This is a genomic window from Capnocytophaga granulosa ATCC 51502 (assembly GCF_000411115.1).
GTDB classification, from domain to species: Bacteria; Bacteroidota; Bacteroidia; order Flavobacteriales; family Flavobacteriaceae; genus Capnocytophaga; species Capnocytophaga granulosa.
On sequence record NZ_KE150253.1, the window covers coordinates 154607 to 169088 of the forward strand.

Here is a 14482-nt window from a genome sequence, read left to right on the forward strand (position 1 = left end):
CCTGCTAACACATAGTAGCATATAGTAACTTAAATATCTAATACCTAAAATAAGAAATTAACCCTTAGAATAAAAAAATGAAAAAGAAATTCCTATTTTCAGTACTTTTTGTAGCGGGTACGTTAGGTACTTTTGCGCAAAAAGAAGAGTGCCAGCTGAAGGCCTCTGTATATGTAGAAGCAGCAAAGCTTAAGAACTATAATGATGCCTATGAGCCATGGAAGTATGTGTATGATCATTGTCCAGAACTCTATCAGTCTACTTTCCAATATGGAGAACGTATTCTCAGAGATAAGATTGCTAAAGGAACAGACAAACAGAAGTATATAAAGGATTTACAAGAGCTTTATGAGAAGTATTTCCAGTATTTCCCACAAAAATTCTCACAGGCGGATAAGAATATGCGCCAGGCATTCCTTATGGTAGAACAAAATATAGGTACTAAGGAACAACTTTTTGCGCTTTTGGATGATACCTATAAGCTCAATAAAGATGCGTTCAACGATGATACCCTTATCTATCAGTATTTTGCTTCAGCCTTGGATCTTTACAAGGGAGGGAAGAAGCAAGTACAAGAGGTCTTTGATATCTATGACAATGTATCGGAAATCATAGAGAATGAGAATGACAAACTTTCGGTACGTATCAATGAGCTATTGCCTAAGGAAGAGGCTAATACCCTCGATGATAAGGAAAAGGCACAACTACAGGTGGCACGTACTCGTGTGGGCAATCTAAAGAATATCACCGAGAGTGTGGATGCAGCTTTGGGGCAATTGGCAGATTGTGCAAACCTTATTCCGCTTTATCAAAAGACCTATGAGGCGAACAAGGACAATGCCGAGTGGCTTCGTAGGGCAGCAGCTAAGATGTCCGATAAGGATTGTACCTCTGACCCACTTTTTGCCAAGCTCGTAGAACGTCTTTACCAGCTATCACCTTCGGCTTCTTCCGCTCTATACTTAGGAATCATGAAAGAGAAGCAAAAGAATACCACAGAGGCGGTGAAATACTTTAACCAAGCGGTAGATTTGGAGAAAGACAACCTAAAGAAATCCATGTATTTGGTAAAAATAGCCAGCAAATACTCAGGTAGTACAGCGGTAAGTTATGCTCAAAAGGCGCTTTCATACAATCCATCCAATACGACAGCTTACCAGATCATGGCACAGGCCTATGCTGGAGCTGCTAATGAGTGCGGTTCGACCTCCTTTGAGAAGCGCGCTGTATATTGGCTTGCTGCCGCCACTGCCAGAAAAGGCGGTTTGGACAAGTTGGCCGCACGCTATGAGGCACTTGCACCTTCTAGGGCAGATATATTTAACTCAGGATTGGCAGGAAAGACCATTACCTTCAAGTGCTGGGTAGGCCAATCGGTTAAGGTACCCCAATTGTAATGATAAGAACTTGTATAAAAAGATTGTTATTGGTTAGAAACATTGTAGGGCTTTTTGTCCTTACAATGTTTTTCTCGTGTGATGATGAGCCGAAGAAAAACCACTTGCAACAAGATAAGATTCCCAATGGGGAGACGTATAATTTCCGCTTGTTGTACACAGATTCTGCAAAGGTCAAGACGATCCTGGAGAGTAGCCTGAACAAGGATTTTTCCAATCAGCGTTTTCCCTATACGGAGTTTCCCGAAGGAATGGTACTGAGGTTGTATGACGATATGGGGCATGAGAATATCATTCGCTCTAAGTATGCGATCTATTACTTGCCAACCCAGATGGTAGAGCTACGCGATAGTGTGTCGCTTTCCACTTATGAGGGTAAGCAGCTCAAGACCTCACAGCTATTCTGGCAGGCCTCCACGGATTGGGTCTTTACCGAACGTCCATTTGAGTTTGTGGATTCACTGCAAGGAACTATCACCAAGGGCATCGGTATGGATTTTGATAAGCAATTTACACACCTAAAAGCCCATAAAATCACGGGGATTATACCCATAAGAGAATAGTGACAAGTGACTAATGACAAGTGACAAGTGACGAATGATTAATGATTAATGATTAATGATTAATGATTAATGTCTGTTACCTAAACCCTAATAAAAAATGTTGACATCACTGATATTCATAACCGTACTATTGTTGCTCTCTGCGTTTTTCTCAGGGATGGAGATTGCGTATGTCTCCTCGAACAAGGTGCAATTGGAAATAGAGAAGAAGGAAGGTGGGGTGATTGGCAATATATTGGGGAAACTCACTCGTAAGCCATCCAAGTTTATCGCCACTATGCTGGTGGGTAACAATATCACCTTGGTGATCTATGGGATAGAGATGGGGAAATTGGTTGTGGCGCAGTTGCCTCCTTATTTCCATAATGTATTGTGGCAGACGATTATCTCAACCTTGGTGATTGTCATCACAGGAGAGTTTCTGCCCAAGGTGTTTTTTCAGATCTATTCCAATACACTCCTTAGAGCACTCAGTCCTATTACCTATGTGTTTTATTTGATCTTTTCACCTGTTTCAACTTTTGTTATTTGGCTGTCGGACAATATTTTACACGTATTCTTCAATACCCAAGGCGATGTGACTAGATTGACTTTTTCCAAGGAAGAGTTGGAGAGCTATATCTCCGAGCAGATAGAGAACATGCCTGAAGACAGGGAGATGGACAGTGAGGTACAGATCTTCCAGAATGCCTTAGGCTTCTCGCAGGTAAAGGCACGGGAGATTATGCGACCCCGAACAGAAATAGTGGCGATCAATATAGATGAGTCGGTAGAGGCACTACGAGATCTTTTTGTTAGTTCCAACTACTCAAAAGTACTTGTCTATCAGGAAAATATAGACGAAATCATAGGCTATGTACATGCCTTTGACCTCTTCAAGAGTCCAAAGACCATACGAGAGTTTCTCCGACCTATCACCTTTGTGCCAGAGACCATTTACATCTCCAAGCTCCTGGATACACTCACCAAGAAGCACCAGAGTATGGCCGTTGTCTTTGACGAATATGGGGGTACTTCGGGACTTATCACCTTGGAAGACATCGTAGAGGAGCTTTTTGGAGAGATAGAAGATGAGCATGACCAGAATTTTAAGAAGGAATTGCAGATTTCAGACAAAGAATATGTCTTTTCCGCACGCTTGGAGGTGGATTATATCAATGAAAAATATAAGCTTTCACTTCCAGAGAGTGAAAACTATGAGACCTTAGGGGGGCTAGTAGTGGCTATCCATGAGGCGATTCCTTGTAAGGACGAAGAGGTCAGCATAGAGAATTATCGCTTCTTAGTGGAGGAAGTGGCGGATAATAAAGTGATTACAGTGAGAATCTTTGTGAATGACAAATGACAAATGACAAATGACGAGTGACAAGTGACAAGTGACTAATGACTAGTGACAAGCGACTAATGGTAAGTGTTTGATAATCACTGTATTATATAGATGTGGATAAATAAGAAGTATAAAATTTTTAAAATTGGTAAAAAAGTTGTAATTTCGCACCCCAAAATAGTGAAAAGTGACTAGTGAAAGGAGAATACTTGCCACTAATCACTAACTACTAAAAACTAAAAACTATAAAATGGCTGTTTTAGAAAAAATCAGAAAAAGAACAGTGTTCCTAATCCTTGTGATCGGATTAGCGCTTTTTGCCTTTGTTATCTCAGGCATATTTAGTCGTAACACTACCCCAAGTCAGTTGGTCATTGGGAGTGTAAATGGTGATGATATCTCCTATGTGGATTTCTCTACCCAGGTGGAAAATACTATGCGCAATATGGGCGGTAGTATAGGCCAAGGATATATCGTAAATGCCTTGTGGCAACAAGCGGTACAGAGCCGTATCATAGACCAACAGTTTGAGAAACTGGGCATTAGTGTAGGGAAAGACCAAATTGTGAGTATGATAGCCAGAATACCTGACTATGGACAAAACCCCCAGTTTCAGGATGATAAAGGAAACTTCTCTGAGGCTAAGTTTGCCCAATTCATCTCCGAGCTTAAGACTATGAATCCTACAGTGTACAAGCAATGGCAACAGGAAGAAAAATCTTATATAGACAACGCTAAGCGTGAGGTATATTTAGGTCTTATCCGCGCAGGCTTAGGCGTTACCTTCAAGGACGGAGAAAGAGAATACCACAAGCAGTCCGACCAAGTAAATATAAAATATGTTACGGTACCTTATAGCTCTATTTCCGATAGCCTTGTAAAGGTATCAGATAGTGAGATAGAGGACTATATCAAGAGCCATAAGAAGCAATTTGAGCAAAAACAAATGCGTAACCTACAGTTTGTTTTAGCTTCCAATGTAGCTTCTCAGGCAGATATTCAAGCCATAGAGGCATCTCTTAAAGCCCTTAATGAGCCTAAAGTAGTGTATAATGCCACTACCCAGTCCAACGATACCCTTCCAGGTTTTGCAGCTTTGCCAAAGAGTGAAGTACCTGATTTTGTAAATGAAAACTCTGATGTGCCTTTTGATAGTCTCTATGTAAATCGCGACAGACTTCCAGCGGAATATGCCGATGCACTTTACAACCTACAAGTAGGGGAGCTCTATGGACCCTATAAGGACGGAGAGGCTTACAAATACAGCCGTATGCTCTCCAAGAAACCTAATGCAGAGGTGAGAGCCAGCCATATCCTTATAGCTTACAAGGGTTCTGTATCAGATAATACAGTTACTCGTAGCAAGGAAGAAGCTAAAGCGAAAGCAGAAGAAATCTTAGCTCAAGTGAAAGCAGGTAGTGATTTTGCCGCTTTGGCACAAGCTAATTCCGATGATAAGTCTAATGCGCCTAATGGAGGTGATTTGAACTTCTTTACCCCAGGGACTATGGTGCCAGCCTTCAATGATTATGTGTTCAAGGCTAAAGTAGGGGATGTAGGCCTTGTGGAAACGAACTTTGGTTTCCATGTTGTAAAGGTTACTGACCAGAAAGAAGGGGTACAGTTGGCCACTATCGTGCGTAATATAGCGCCTTCAGCAGCTACCAACAATGAAGTATATACCAAGATTACAGCCTTCAACGAAGCGGTGCTAAAGAATCCTAAGGATTTTGCTGCTATTGCTGCTAAGGAAGGTTATAGCGTATTGCCAGCCAATAACTTAGAAGTACTTGCGGAAGATATTCCAGGCTTGGGTAACAATCGTCCGATAGTAAAATGGGCTTTTGAAGATGATACTAAAGTAGGTGATGTGCGTCGTTTTGACCTAAAAGACGGCTATGTAGTAGTGCAACTCACCAAGAAAATAGACGAAGGTCTAGCCAAGGCAGTCGATGTGAGAGCCATCGTAGAACCTATCCTTATCAAAGAAAAGAAAGTAAAACAAATCTCTGAGAAGATGAAAGGCTCTTCGCTTGAACAAATCGCTCAGGCTACAGGCCAGGCTAACAATATACAAGTAGGTGAGGGGCTTATGCAGAGCAACCCTAACCTCTCAGGACAAGGCAGTGAGCCCAATGTAGTGGGTGTAGCCTTTGTCTTGCCAGAGAATAAACTGAGCAAACCTATAGCAGGAAACAATGGCGTATATGTGATAGAGGTAACTCAAAAGGCCATCGCTCCAGCTATCAACAGCTATTCTGCTTATGCCAATAGCCTACGCGCACAGAAGCTGAACCGAGCTTCTCAAGATCTTTTCTCAGCCTTAGAAAGTACCGCTAAGATCAAAGACGATAGAGCGAAGTTCTACTAAGCGAAGCGTGAAAAACGAAAAGTGAAAAGTGAAGAGTGAAAAGTGTCTGAGGACATTTTTCACTCTTCACTTTTTATTATTACTCCCTCAGATGTCTGTTAATAAAAAAGTGGGAGAAAGTGGGAGAAAGTGGGAAAAAGTTTGTATCTTTGGCCCGAATAATCAAAGGTGATGATACATTCTTCTGTAACATACGAATGCAAGGCGGACTCCAAGGGGCGAATCACGGTTCCTTCGGGGCTTAAGGTCGTGCTGGACAAAGAGTTACAGAATGGTTTTGTACTCAAGCCTTCGGTCTTCAACCGCTGTATAGAGCTCTATCCGCAGGGGGAATGGCAGGAGATTATGGAGAAAATGCGTGCGAAATTGAACCTTTTTTCCAAGCAACATTTGGACTATTTGCGAAAATTTACCGCAGGGGTTAAGGAAGTGGAGGTAGATGCGGCAGCACGATTTCTTATTCCAAAGTCCTTAGTGGAATATGCCCAGATAGACAAGGAAGTGGTGCTGGTGCCCCTGATCAATTTTATAGAGATATGGGATAGGGAACTCTTTGAAGCACAGAATAATAGCATAGATGAAGAAGCCTTTATGCAGCTAAGTGAAAAAATAATGGGCAATGATAGAGTATAGTTATCATGTACCCGTCTTGCTCAAGGAGAGTTTGGAAGGGTTGGCAATAAACCCCACGGGGACGTATGTGGATACGACCTTCGGAGGGGGTGGCCACTCACGGGCGATATTGGCAGCACTAGGCAGTCGAGGCCGTTTGCTGGCTTTTGACCAAGACCCTCAGGCGCAACAGAACGCCATAGATGATGAGCGGTTTACCCTTATCCCACAGAATTTCAGACACATAAAACGCTTCTTGCGTTTCTACGGGGTAAAGCAAGTAGATGGTGTTTTGGCCGATTTTGGGGTATCCTCCTACCAGTTTGACACTGCCGAGCGTGGGTTCTCCACTCGGCTTGAGGGCGCATTGGATATGAGAATGAACCCAGAGGCACCGCTTTCGGCCTATGAGGTAGTGAATACCTATGAAGAGGAAGCCCTTAGTACACTTTTTTTCCGTTATGGAGAACTCTCTCAAAGCCGACAGATAGCCCGCACCATCGTGCAGCAGCGCAGCACAAGACCTATAGCTACTACGGGGGAGCTTAAGCAAGTGGTACAGCGCTTTTTGCCTAAAGGCAAGGAAAACAAGGTCTTAGCCCAACTCTATCAAGCTATACGCATAGAGGTCAATGGTGAGCTGGCCGCACTGGAGGAACTGCTTTTGCAATTGCCAGAGATAGTAAGGCCAGGGGGGCGTATTGCCCTGATTAGCTATCATTCGCTTGAGGATAGGTTGGTAAAACGTTTTATACGTGATGGGCAGTTCTCAGGGGAGCCACAGAAGGATTTCTATGGAAACCTGTTGACCCCTTTTCAGAAAGTGGGCAAGGCCATCGTGGCAACCCAAGAGGAGATAGCTCAGAATAACAGGGCGCGTAGTGCGGTACTGAGAGTAGCAGAACGAAAGAGAGAAGAGTGAAAAATGAGAAGTGAACAAATAGTGTGTCATGAAGAGATTAAAGGAGAGATTTGTAAAAGTATTCAAAGCGGAGTTTCTCGTAGGGAAGGATTCGCAGAGGAACTGGATAACAATACTACTGGTGCTGCTGTTGGGGATTGTGATGATCTACAGTGGACACTTGATAGACCAAAAGATATATACTATAGCGAAATTGGAAACAGAGGTGAAGGAGTTACGCAGCGAGTTTGTTTCGGTACGTTCTCGGCTACAGCGAGAGAAATTAGAGTCATCAGTACTTAGTGAACTTCAAAATACAGGACTAAAGCAATCGCAGACCCCTCCGAATAAAATAAAAGTAATAGTAAAAGAAGATGAGTAATGAGATGCCCAAGGATAGGATCCTAAACCTACGTACCATCATGGTAGCAGTAGGGTTATTTGTCTTTGCTATATTGATTTTTTATAAGCTACAGATGCTCTATTTCAAAGGAGATAAGTATGAGCAGATGATAGCCGAACATACCATAAAGGAGTTTGTGATAGCACCCAATAGAGGGGATTTGTATGCGGATGATGGGAGTCTTTTGGCTACCTCGATTACGCGATATGATATACACTTTGATGCACTCACCCCCCCGCAGTCGGATTTTGATACTTATCTGCCGGCACTGAGTGATTCGTTAGGGAAGTTTTTCAATCGGCCTTCGTCCTATTATAGGGAATTACTTACCAATGCACGGAAGCGTAGGAACAAATACCTATTGATAGCCAAGGGTTTGGGGTATGATGAATGTGCTCGGGTACGGAAATTTCCTCTTTTCTCGCTTGGTTCTATTCAGGGCGGATTGGTAGTAGAGGGGAGGACCTCAAGGGAGTATCCTTTGGGAGACATAGCACACCGTATTGTAGGGTATGAGCGTACCGATGGACAAGGAAATGTGTTCAAAGTAGGGTTGGAAGGTGCCTTTAGCAAATACCTCTCAGGAGTAGAAGGGCGACACCTCAAACAAAAGATAGCTCAAGGGCAGTGGAAACCCATAGAGGATAGCAATGAGATAGATCCCAAGGATGGTGATGATGTAGTCTCATCGATCAATATAAATATACAAGACATAGCCCATCATGCACTGCTCAAGCAATTAGAAACCTATCAGGCTGATCATGGGTGTGCAGTGGTCATGGAAGTAGCCACAGGAGAGATAAAAGCGATTACCAACTTAGGCCGTAACAAGGATGGTAGCTATGCGGAGCGGCTAAACTATGCCATAGGGGAGACTTATGAGCCAGGATCGGTATTTAAGACCGTATCGCTGGTGGTAGCACTAGAAGAGGCTAAGATAGACACTACCTATATGGTAGATACCAAAAAGGGGATGATTTCCTTCTATGGGCGACAGGTCTGGGATTCCAACCATAAGGGTTATGGGAAAATCAACCTATCAAAGGCGATGCAAGTCTCCTCCAACACGGGCATAGTACAAGCGATACACGATCTTTTTGGGAAAAATCCAAAAAAATTTGTAGATAAGATTAATAAAATGCACCTAAATCGCAAGTTGGGTATGGCCATACAAGGAGAGAAGGATCCTTTTGTTCCCCAGCCAGGGCAGCGAGGTTGGAGTGGGATTGCCCTTGAGTGGATGGCCTTCGGATATGGGCTGGAGATGACCCCTTTGCAAGTTCTGACCTTCTACAATGCCATAGCCAACAATGGGGTGATGCTCAAGCCACGTATGCTTAAGGAAGTTAAGCGACTGAATAAGTCCATACAGAAGTTTGATATAGAAGTACTCAATAGTACTGTATGTAGTCAAGAGACGGCCAAGAAAGTAAAGAAAATCCTAGAGAACACAGTAAAATATGGGACAGGGAAGAGCCTCTATTCGCCTCATTTTTCCATGGCAGGGAAGACAGGTACTGCCCAAAAAGATTATAAGGACAAGTCTAAGCTGGGGTACATCTCCTCCTTTGCAGGCTTTTTTCCAGCAGATAACCCTAAGTACTCTTGTATAGTGGTAATACACAACCCTGATAAGAAGATAGGGTACTATGGGGCGGATGTGTCAGGGCCTGTATTTAAGAGTATTGCTCAGAAGATTTATACCAACTCTCTGCTAATAGACACAATAGAAGATATAGAGACCTCAACAGCAGAGGTAAATAAAGACTATGGGCGATATGATGAGATTATGAACAAATACAAGACCATCGTACCCAATGTAGTAGGTATGGACGCTATGGATGCTATTGCTATTATGGAAAATTTAGGACTTACGGTGAAAGTATCCGGTAATGCAGCCAAAGTATCAGCACAATCTATAGCAGGAGGAGAGTATATAGGAGGTAGAAAGACTATAAAATTGGATTTTAATTAGACCATGGAACTAAAAGAGCTATTAGAAGGCGTAAAAACGATACAGATCATAGGAGATGAGCAAGTAGAAGTTGAGCATATCACTCAGGACTCACGAAAAATTGTTGAAAATACGCTGTTTTTTGCTGTAAAAGGAGCAAAAATAGATGGACATTCTTTTATAGAACAGGTAATAAAAGAAAAGGCGAGCGTCATTGTTTGTGAAAAGCTTCCTGAAGCTTGTCCTGAAGGGGTAACCTTTGTGCAAGTAGCTGATACTACGATAGCCATGGGGCAGATAGCGGCCAATTACTATGGACGACCTTCGCAGAAGCTCCGATTGGTAGGCGTTACAGGCACCAATGGAAAGACAACAATAGCAACCCTTTTGTATCAGCTCTTTGCAAATTTGGGTTATAAGGTAGGGCTTATCTCAACCATAGCCAATTATATAAACGGGCAGCGTATAGAAACACAAAATACCACTCCCGATGTGCTTACCCTTAACGAGCTGATGCAGCGAATGGTAACGGAGGGGGTAACTCACTGCTTTATGGAAGTGAGTTCGCATGGAGTGGCTATGCATAGGATAGAAGGGTTGCGCTTTGCAGGAGGAATCTTTACCAACCTTACCCAAGACCATTTGGATTTTCATAAGACACTGGCCGACTATCGCGATACCAAGAAAAAGTTCTTTGACAGCTTAAGCAAAACCTCTTTTGCACTGACCAATATAGACGACAAGAACGGCAGCTATATGTTGCAGAACACCTCGGCACGTACCTATAGTTATTCGCTAAAGACAATGGCTGATTTCAGAGCAACTGTTCTTGAGAATACTTTTTCTGGTATGCTGTTGCGTATCAATGATAAAGAAGTATGGGTATCACTCATAGGCAGGTTCAATGCGTATAACCTCTTGGCTATCTATGCCACAGCGATATGCTTGGGTGAGGATTCCGATGGGGTGCTACTTGCCCTAAGCAAGCTCACAGCTGTAGCGGGGCGGTTCCAGTACTTTGTAGCGCCTGACAAGCGTACTCTTATTGTGGATTATGCCCACACCCCCGATGCTTTGGAGAATGTATTGGAAACGATTCGCAGTATCAAGCAGGGGAACCAACAGCTCATTACCGTTGTAGGCTGTGGGGGTAACCGAGACAAGGGCAAGCGCCCTATAATGGCACATATAGCCACTATGCTGAGCGACAAGGTAGTGCTGACCTCGGACAACCCTCGTGATGAAGACCCCGAAGCAATTCTCCGAGATATGGAAGCGGGGATCAAGGCCGCTAACCAAAGCAAGTATATGACCGTTACCGACCGCCGACAAGCCATCAGAGTAGCGTGCCACTTAGCCAAAGCAGGCGATATTATTCTTTTGGCAGGCAAAGGCCATGAAACCTATCAGGAGGTAAAGGGAGTGAAGAGCCATTTTGACGACCTAGAAGAAATGATCAATGCCATTAATGATTAATGCCAGCAATGATTAATGATTTAAGTTTCCGTCTGCTGGCGCGAGCTTGCAGCTCGTGCCTATAATTAGGAGAGCTTTTAGCTCTTACCATTAGTTAGGATAATTGGAAAGCAACAGAAAAACTACAATGAGTAGAAAATATAAATTTTATACTGAACGAGGAGCTTATTTTATTAGCTTTTCAGTTGTAAATTGGATAGATGTTTTTACTAGAGAGTTATATTTTAATGAAATAATAAGTTCTTTAGATTATTGTAGGAAGAATAAAGAGATGGAAATATATGGCTATTGTATAATGCCTAGTCATATTCATTTGATTTTTAGAGCAAAGAATAATAATCCGTCAGATATTATTCGTGATTTTAAGACTTTTACCTCTAAGAAAATAGTGAGATTGATAGAGGAAAATCCTCAAGAGAGTGGGAAAGAATGGTTGTTGTGGATGTTTAGAAGGGCAGCTGCAAAAAGGTCAAATGTAAAAGATTATCAATTTTGGCAACAAGATAATCATCCTATAGAAATATGGTCTTTGTCAGTATTTGAGGAAAAACTAAACTATATACATCAGAATCCTGTAAAAAGTGGTTTTGTAGAAAATGCATGGGAATGGAAATATAGTAGTGCTAAGAACTATTGTGATGATATGAGTGCTGTTTTAGAAATAGATATAAATTAATGAGAGCTACAAGCTCTACAGATATTGGGCACGAGCTGCAAGCTCGCGCCAGCGAAAGGAGCTACAAGCTCTACTGATAATAGACACGAGCTACAAGCTCGCGCCAGCGAAAGGGAAAAAATCATTGACCATTGACAATTAACAATTAGCTATTGTGTTATATTATTTATTTGATTACTTACATAGGGCTTATAATTTGCCTGGAGCGGGGATGTTTCAGTATATATCCTTTAGAGCGGGAGTGGCAGCGATCCTCTCGCTGCTGATTGCTACCATTACAGGGAAACGTATTATCAATATGCTCTACAGGCGACAAGTAGGAGAGTCGGTTCGAGACTTGGGACTAGCAGGGCAGAAGGAAAAGACCGGGACTCCTACTATGGGGGGGATTATTATAATCTTGGCCTTGTTGGTGCCTGCTATTCTTTTGACTAAACTGGACAATATATACATCATCTTGCTACTGATTACTACCGTATGGATGGGACTTATCGGTTTTATAGATGATTATATCAAGGTCTTTAGGAAGAATAAGGATGGACTAAAAGGGCGATTTAAGGTTATGGGACAGTTGTCCTTAGGGATCATAGTGGGGGCTACCCTATATTTTCACCCTGAGGTTACCGTAAAAAATGAGAATGCCCAAGCCTCTCGGCAGGTTCGTGTAGAGCAAAGGCGAACACTTTCGGAAATGGCCGAGGTGAAATCAACCAAGACGACGATTCCTTTTATGAAGAATAATGAGTTTGACTATGCCTCCCTGATTAAGTGGGTAGGAAAGGATTACAAGCATTGGGTATGGCTTATTTTTATTCCGATAGTTACCTTTATCATCACGGCGGTATCCAATGGGGCTAACCTCACCGATGGAATAGATGGGCTGGCGGCGGGAACCTCGGCAATCATCGTCTTTACTTTGGGGATATTTGCGTGGATTTCAGGGAACACAATCTTTTCGGAATACTTGAATATCATGTACATACCTCATGTAGGCGAGGTAACCATATTCATTGCCGCCTTGGTAGGAGCGCTCATCGGTTTTCTCTGGTACAATACCTATCCAGCACAGGTCTTTATGGGGGATACAGGTAGCCTTACCATAGGAGGGATCATAGCGGTATTGGCTATTATGGTTAGAAAGGAATTGCTTATCCCAGTGCTCTGTGGGGTGTTTTTGATAGAAAACTTATCGGTAATCCTGCAAGTAGGGTATTTTAAATATACGAAGAAGAAATATGGAGAAGGACGCAGGATATTGCTTATGTCGCCTCTGCACCATCACTATCAGAAAAAGGGCTACCATGAGAGCAAGATTGTGATGCGGTTCTTGATTGTAGGGATTATTTTGGCCTTAGTGTCGTTTATCACGCTGAAGATAAGATAGTGGTTAGTTGTTAGGCAAGACTCCTATAAATCTATAACCCTTAGAACTCAAAATTAAAAACTCAAAACTAATAAGAGATGAAATTAGTCATATTAGGAGGAGGGGAGAGCGGTACAGGTGCCGCGATTCTCGGACAACAAAAAGGCTGGGAGGTATTTCTCTCCGATAAGGCGCCTCTGAAAGACAGTTACAAAAAAGAACTTACCGCAGCGGGAATACGCTGGGAAGAAGGCCAACATACAGAAAGCCAGATTCTCTCGGCCGACTGTATTATCAAAAGCCCTGGTATACCCCACAAGGTACCCATTATCCAGCAGGCGAAGGCAAAGGGGATAGAGATTATCTCAGAGATAGAGTTTGCCTCACGCTATACCAATGCAAAAATTATTGCTATTACGGGCAGCAATGGCAAGACCACTACCACAAGCCTCATTTATCACCTTCTGGAGCAGGCAGGTCTTTCGGTAGGAGTAGGAGGAAATATAGGCAACAGTTTTGCTTATATGGTTGCCAAAGAGCCAAAGGAATATTATGTGCTGGAAATCAGTAGCTTTCAGTTGGACGACATCACCTCTTTCCGCCCACATATAGCCCTGTTGCTCAATGTCACTCCTGACCACTTGGACAGGTATAACTATGAATTTCAGAACTATATAGATGCGAAATTTCGTATCACAGCCTACCAAGAAGCCAGCGACTATCTTATCTATGATGCAGATGATCCTGTGTTGCAGGAAGAGTTAGCCAAGAGAAGGGATATAAAAGCACAATTGTTGCCTTTCTCCTTAGAAAAAGCAAATACACAAGGGGCTTATTGCCTTGATGAAAAAAATATACATATAAACTTTAACCAAAACCTATTAGAAATGTCCACAAAAGATTTGACAATCAAAGGTAAGCATAACCTAAAGAACGCTATGGGCGCCACTATGGTTGCCAAAATGCTTAATATTCGCAACGAGAGTATCCGCAACAGCTTGATGACTTTCCAAGGAGTACCCCATCGCTTGGAGTTTGTTCGCGAGGTAGAAGGCGTGAAGTATATCAATGACTCTAAGGCAACCAATGTGAACTCTGTATATTACGCCTTGGACTCCATGGAGGATAACCTCGTGTGGATTGTAGGGGGACAGGACAAGGGGAATGACTACAACCCACTGATTCCTTATGTAAGTAAGAAAGTAAAGGCTATAGTATGCTTAGGGCTTGACAATCAAAAAATAATACAAACATTCCAAAGCATCATACCTACTATCATAGAGACCCACTCCATGGAAGACGCTGTACAAGTAGGGCGCGGTTTGGCTCAAGAGGGAGATACCGTATTGCTCTCACCTGCCTGTGCGAGCTTTGACCTTTTCCAGAGCTATGAGGACAGAGGTAATCAGTTCAAGCATTATGTAAATATGCTCTAAACG

12 protein-coding genes are annotated in these 14482 nt (G+C 42.7%); all 12 read left to right on the forward strand.

Annotated features, from left to right (window positions below):
* The first annotated feature begins 77 nt into the window (after nt 1-77).
* Nucleotides 78-1397: a tetratricopeptide repeat protein gene (locus tag HMPREF9331_RS05650; RefSeq protein ID WP_016420057.1), complete on the forward strand. Its 1320-nt coding sequence runs from the start codon at nt 78-80 to the stop codon at nt 1395-1397.
* A 29-nt stretch (nt 1398-1426) separates the two neighbouring features.
* A complete protein-coding gene (lptC, locus tag HMPREF9331_RS05655; RefSeq protein WP_009640613.1) occupies nt 1427-1960 on the forward strand; it encodes an LPS export ABC transporter periplasmic protein LptC in 534 nt (177 codons plus the stop codon).
* A 97-nt stretch (nt 1961-2057) separates the two neighbouring features.
* Entirely contained in the window at nt 2058-3305 is a 1248-nt protein-coding gene (locus tag HMPREF9331_RS05660) for a hemolysin family protein (protein WP_016420058.1), read from the forward strand.
* Nucleotides 3306-3537: 232 nt separating this feature from the next.
* On the forward strand, nt 3538-5658 hold the full coding sequence (locus HMPREF9331_RS05665) for a peptidylprolyl isomerase (protein WP_016420059.1): 2121 nt from the start codon (nt 3538-3540) through the stop codon (nt 5656-5658).
* Between the two features lie 171 nt (nt 5659-5829).
* Entirely contained in the window at nt 5830-6291 is a 462-nt protein-coding gene (locus HMPREF9331_RS05670) for a division/cell wall cluster transcriptional repressor MraZ (protein WP_016420060.1), read from the forward strand.
* On the forward strand, nt 6278-7192 hold the full coding sequence (rsmH, locus tag HMPREF9331_RS05675) for a 16S rRNA (cytosine(1402)-N(4))-methyltransferase RsmH (RefSeq protein WP_016420061.1): 915 nt from the start codon (nt 6278-6280) through the stop codon (nt 7190-7192). Before HMPREF9331_RS05670 ends, rsmH begins: the two co-directional genes overlap by 14 nt.
* Nucleotides 7193-7220: 28 nt before the next feature.
* Nucleotides 7221-7553 (forward strand): FtsL-like putative cell division protein, encoded by a 333-nt coding sequence (locus HMPREF9331_RS05680; protein ID WP_016420062.1) that lies wholly within the window; start codon nt 7221-7223, stop codon nt 7551-7553.
* Entirely contained in the window at nt 7546-9549 is a 2004-nt protein-coding gene (locus tag HMPREF9331_RS05685; protein ID WP_016420063.1) for a penicillin-binding protein, read from the forward strand. Before HMPREF9331_RS05680 ends, HMPREF9331_RS05685 begins: the two co-directional genes overlap by 8 nt.
* Before the next feature lie 3 nt (nt 9550-9552).
* Complete coding sequence (locus HMPREF9331_RS05690) at nt 9553-11004, forward strand: UDP-N-acetylmuramoyl-L-alanyl-D-glutamate--2,6-diaminopimelate ligase (protein WP_016420064.1); 1452 nt, start codon at nt 9553-9555, stop codon at nt 11002-11004.
* Nucleotides 11005-11131: 127 nt separating this feature from the next.
* Nucleotides 11132-11680, forward strand: a complete 549-nt coding sequence (locus HMPREF9331_RS05695) for an REP-associated tyrosine transposase (protein ID WP_016420065.1) — start codon at nt 11132-11134, stop codon at nt 11678-11680.
* 154 nt (nt 11681-11834) lie between these two features.
* Complete coding sequence (mraY, locus tag HMPREF9331_RS05700; RefSeq protein ID WP_016420066.1) at nt 11835-13064, forward strand: phospho-N-acetylmuramoyl-pentapeptide-transferase; 1230 nt, start codon at nt 11835-11837, stop codon at nt 13062-13064.
* Between the two features lie 77 nt (nt 13065-13141).
* Complete coding sequence (gene murD, locus HMPREF9331_RS05705) at nt 13142-14479, forward strand: UDP-N-acetylmuramoyl-L-alanine--D-glutamate ligase (protein ID WP_016420067.1); 1338 nt, start codon at nt 13142-13144, stop codon at nt 14477-14479.
* The last annotated feature ends 3 nt before the right edge of the window (nt 14480-14482 follow it).

Coding starts and splice junctions, on each gene's coding strand:
- HMPREF9331_RS05650 (WP_016420057.1), top strand. CDS start 78: ATGAAAAAGAAATTCCTATTTTCAGTACTTTTTGTAGCGGGTACGTTA.
- HMPREF9331_RS05660 (WP_016420058.1), top strand. CDS start 2,058: ATGTTGACATCACTGATATTCATAACCGTACTATTGTTGCTCTCTGCG.
- HMPREF9331_RS05665 (WP_016420059.1), top strand. CDS start 3,538: ATGGCTGTTTTAGAAAAAATCAGAAAAAGAACAGTGTTCCTAATCCTT.
- HMPREF9331_RS05670 (WP_016420060.1), top strand. CDS start 5,830: ATGATACATTCTTCTGTAACATACGAATGCAAGGCGGACTCCAAGGGG.
- rsmH (WP_016420061.1), top strand. CDS start 6,278: ATGATAGAGTATAGTTATCATGTACCCGTCTTGCTCAAGGAGAGTTTG.
- HMPREF9331_RS05680 (WP_016420062.1), top strand. CDS start 7,221: ATGAAGAGATTAAAGGAGAGATTTGTAAAAGTATTCAAAGCGGAGTTT.
- HMPREF9331_RS05685 (WP_016420063.1), top strand. CDS start 7,546: ATGAGTAATGAGATGCCCAAGGATAGGATCCTAAACCTACGTACCATC.
- HMPREF9331_RS05690 (WP_016420064.1), top strand. CDS start 9,553: ATGGAACTAAAAGAGCTATTAGAAGGCGTAAAAACGATACAGATCATA.
- HMPREF9331_RS05695 (WP_016420065.1), top strand. CDS start 11,132: ATGAGTAGAAAATATAAATTTTATACTGAACGAGGAGCTTATTTTATT.
- murD (WP_016420067.1), top strand. CDS start 13,142: ATGAAATTAGTCATATTAGGAGGAGGGGAGAGCGGTACAGGTGCCGCG.